General features: G+C 33.0%; 3 protein-coding genes. All 3 read right to left on the bottom strand.

The annotated features are described in order from the left end of the window. Positions 1-18: 18 nt before the first annotated feature. Positions 19-1,314: a PAS domain S-box protein gene (locus F6K13_RS18945; RefSeq protein WP_287288008.1), complete on the bottom strand. Its 1,296-nt coding sequence runs from the start codon at positions 1,312-1,314 to the stop codon at positions 19-21. A 518-nt stretch (positions 1,315-1,832) separates the two neighbouring features. Further along, entirely contained in the window at positions 1,833-2,363 is a 531-nt protein-coding gene (locus F6K13_RS18940) for a Rab family GTPase (protein WP_287288007.1), read from the bottom strand. An 8-nt stretch (positions 2,364-2,371) separates the two neighbouring features. Further along, a partial coding sequence (locus tag F6K13_RS18935) for an OmpA family protein (RefSeq protein ID WP_287288005.1) occupies positions 2,372-4,740 on the bottom strand: 2,369 nt, incomplete at its 5' end.

The raw sequence follows: 4,740 nt of genomic DNA, 5'->3' as shown, positions 1-4,740 counted from the left end.
ATTTATTATCAAATGCTATTAAGTATTCACCTTCCCTCCTGTAGGTGAATACTTAATAGCATTTGATAATAAATTATTTAAGATATGCCGAATTAATTTCTCATCTATTAAGAAGAACATCACATCATTCTTTTTCGACTTAGCTTGAGATTTATGTTGAAATTTTTTGTGAATTTTGAAATTTATTATATGTTTATCGCTAGCAGTAATTTTGATAGATTCAGTAATATGAGAACAAACTTTAATCAAATCCACAGGTGCTGGTTTATATTTCAATTTTCCAGCATCTGCTTTACCAATAAATCGGACATCATTTAACAATTCAAGCATTTCTTGTGTAGACTCTTCAATATATACTAAATATTGGTCTTTTTCAGTTTCAGTAATTTCCGAGTCATAGGATCTGAGTAATTGAGTAGATAATAATACTGTATTTAGAGGATTACCAAATTCGTGAGTCACCATTGAAAAAAAACGACCCCTTAGTTCTCTTAAATCTCGTTCTTGTTCTAAAGCTTGACGTATTTCTTCTTCCTCTTTTTTGCGCTCTGTAATATCTCTGCCTATATAAACAAAATTATATATTCCTTCTACATTGGTTTGAATAACCGAACAAGAAAGTTGAACAATAATTTTATCTCCTATTTTATTCTGACAAATTAATTCTATATCTTGAGAAATTTGTTCTTTTAAAAATATATATTTTTGGCGTGCTTTATGTAGTAATTCTTCTTTGGGAATAACCATAGAGATATTTTGACCTACCAATTCTTCCTTTGTATAATCAAACAAAATTTCTGCTGCACGGTTAACAGTTTTAATTATCCCCGCACTTGTTGTTACTAATAAAGCATCCGCCATAGAAGTAATAATTTTATTGATATAATCCTCAGAAGCAGCTAAAGAACTTAATAAAAGATTAGATTCATTTGAATTTTGAACTAACTTCTGCTGCATTACCATTTTTTCCGTTACATCTTCGACTAATACTATTAAGTTTTTTTCTAGACAATTTTCATTAAAATCTGCAATTATAGATATATTGATATACAGAGGAGATTTCTCTTCCAAAGACCTAGCTACTCCTTCATATTCAAAACTTTCTTTTTGCCCATTAATCACTTCCTCCAGAAGCTCTTCAACTCCTGCTAATTCTGGAAAACTATGACGAATATCTTCACCTAAAACTGCTAATTTTGGAGGAGCGGAAAATTTGTTTAACCCATAAGATACCTCTAAAATTTTTAACTCGGAATTAATTATCAAATACTCAGTTTGACGATATGCTAAAAGTTTTTTTAATAGGTTAATCATGGGTTATTTCAGTTATCAGTGATCAGTTATCAGTTAGCCTCCTCAGGAGGAACCATACTAATAGTACCTATGCAATAAGGAAGCTTATGCAATAAGGAGGCTTGAAATCAGGAATATTCTATTTATTTTTTTATCCCCTTAAAAAGCTATCCCTGATAAGGAACTCCTGAAAACCTTGTGGGGAGTGTGGGGGGCAAAAATCTTGTCTACAGTTCTCAAAAAAATGTATTTTTCAATATACTTCTCTTCTAAAAAAGTCGCTCCAAGACATGCACATAACTTGTCTATTTTGTCAAGTTTTATCTAAAAAAAAATGTTGATAAAGCATAGTTGAAAAGGGAGGCTTTAGACCACAATTTATCGGTAATTTTTATCATTTATTTCTGCATAGAGATAGATAATTTTATCAAAATAATTGGGTCGCGCAACCTCGCCTTTTAAGGCCAATTTTTTTTGGAGGTTTGCTCAAATCTCTGTTACAAAAATAACTTCAGAATTTATAATTCTGACTTCATTAATCATCCTATTTTTTCTAGCATTCTATATGATAATTTCTCGAATATTTCATCTACATTCTCCCCAGTTTTAGCTGATGTAGAATATGTCGCTATCACTCTTTCATCTTCCTGATCCTCGAATTTTGATAATAGTTGATTGATTATTTCTGCATCAACTAAATCAGATTTATTTAAAGCCAAAATAGCTACACTCTTAGGATTTACTGATAAAAATAAATCTAATCTTTCGTAAATATTTTTGATAGTTTCTTCACGAGTGACATCTGCAACAACTATTCCCCCACTAGCTCCTTGTAAATAACTAGGAGCGATCGCCTTAAATTTAGTATGACCTTCTAAATCCCAAATTAATAACTGCAAAACATTATTTTTTTCTACATCTGTTTTGGGTAAATCAACTTTTTTACGAGAAATTTTTACCCCTACCGTAGAAAGATATTGGTCACTAAACTGTCGATCGACAAACTTACGAATAAGACTAGTTTTTCCCACACCAAAATCACCAACAAGACAAATTTTTTTCGATATCATATTTCTAGCTAGTTGTCTTTTTCACTTGGTTCAAACAAATCAAATGTTACGCACCTACTCAATAATAGTGGTTGATTGTACTCCACACCTTGAGGCGAGTTTGTTTGTCCAGTTACTTCTAATCGTCTGGCATCCACTCCCTGTTTTACCAAAGCATCCCTAACTGTATATGACCGTTCAAGGGCCAACTGCTCATTAATATTGGAACTGCCAGTACGATCTGTATGACCTATTATTCTAAGATGTTTTTGAGGATATTGGGTAAGAAATTCTTGAATCTGGGCCATTGTGTCTATATAGACAGGGTGAAGTTTGGCTGAACCCAGATCGAAGTAGATGCGAGTTTTCAGTTTAAGTGGGCTGAGTTTAGTTGTGCTGATTACTGATTTTACTCCAGGAACTTGCTCAATTTTACGAATAATTATCTGAGAATCTGCCATATCCATCACTGTTCCTTTGACTGTAACTCTACCTTCTCCATATTCAGTGCTGATGGACACACCTTCCATTTGATTTAATACTCTTGTAAGTCTATCTACCTCATCGCTTATTTCTGAAGCGTCCTGTGGTCTTCTAACAGCTGTTATTTGATTATGTACTTCTAAATTGTAGGGACTAGCTTGTTTTTTAGCTATTTTTGCTGCTCTATTTCGTAGATTTTGATTTGGCAGTTGTCCAGTTAGAATTAAGGAACCTCGCTTTACTTTTGCACCTATTCTATAAATAGCTAACTCTGGAATATTAGACCAAGCTTCCCTAGTTCTTGCTTCAATACCACGATAAAGTCTACTGTAATACTGATAGATACCCCAAGGTATGAATATTAGGCTCAAAATTAATCCACAAACTATTAACAAGGCAGTGGGAGGTTTAGAAATTTGTAATTTCTGATTTTCTTGTACATTTTCTATATCCATTAATGATTTTAATAACAACTGAATTGAGGCAGGAATAGTATCAGGGTCTCCTGCAAAAATTTTAATATATTTACCATAATCAATAACAATTTTGCTCAGTATTTTTCGTAATTCTTTGATAAACGATTTGTTTGTTTGCCCTCTTATTACTACAGCCAAATAACAATATCCCGCAACTTCTAAGATAATTTTTGAATCCCCATATTCAATTTCATTTAGTTCAGAAAAATCTCCAGACTGAGCAATACAATCATTCACAAAACTCCGAATAGCTGTTAACATTCCTGCTAGCATTTCTGATTCCAATCTATCTTGTCGAGAATGTTGAACTTCAGAAATTACTAAGCCAGATTCTTTGTGGATGAGAAACACAGCTTGGACAGTAAAAATCATTACTTCTGATATGATTAATTCTGCTTCTGAAACTCCTTGGAAAATTGCTTGAATTTTGCGTCTTATTCCTTTGAAGCTAAACGTTTCTGAAATCTTATCGTTAATTTCTCGAATTTCTTGTGTCATATATTTAGAAATGGTGCTGCCCATGACAGGATATAAAGCATCTACTATAGAATTTGGCTCTAAAGTAATTTGATCTTTAATTGCTCTACCCATTTCTGGTGCTAATGCTTGAGAAATTTGTCGCGGATCTATTCTAATTTGTTCTCTAATTGCTGCTCCCATTTCTGGTGCTAATGCTTTGGCAATTTCTTGGGGATAATTCTGTATGGCAGAAGAAATTGCTACTGGCAATAATGGTGCTAATACTTCACTAACTGACTGTTGGTCTTGCTCTGTTTTTTTAGTAATAATGATGTCTATGATTGGTGCTATTGCATCTGCCATTGCTTGAGGTTCTTGTTTGATTTGTGCTTCTATTGAAGGTGCTAATAATGGTGCTAATGATGAAGTTATTGCCTGTTGGTCTTGCTCTGTTTTTTTAGTAATAATGATGTCTATGATTGGTGCTATTGCATCTGCCATTGCTTGAGGTTCTCGTTTGATTTGTGTTTCTATTGAAGGTGCTAATAATGGTGCTAATGATGAAGTTATTGCCTGTCGGTCTTGTCTAAATCTTTTTTGTATAGCTCGATCAATAACTGGGGCAATTGTCTCTATGACTTCTGCTTCTGTTTGACCTAATTGTAAGTTTTGTGAGAATAAAGGAGTTAGTACATTATTGAATTCATCTTGATTATAATTAAATTTTTTTACTCCCTGGCTAGTATTTAGTTTCCGAATTAACCTAGCTAATTGAGAGCCAAATAAAATATTTTGTAAGTCTTCAAAAGCTTCTAATTCTGCATCATATTGTTGTCGATAGTCTGATAATTCTGGTGATTTTTGTGGGGCAAGTAATGGTTTTTCTATACCTGGTTCTTCTGCTTGATTATTAGTATATTTACCCTCAACATTAATAATATTATCCTGGTCTTCTTCTGGCTGTTTTGTGATTCTCTGAT

This window comes from Okeania sp. SIO2B9 (genome assembly GCF_010672505.1).
Classification (GTDB): domain Bacteria; phylum Cyanobacteriota; class Cyanobacteriia; order Cyanobacteriales; family Microcoleaceae; genus Okeania; species Okeania hirsuta.
Note: the sequence above shows the minus strand (reverse complement) of the source record. Positions and strands in the feature narration are given on the sequence as shown.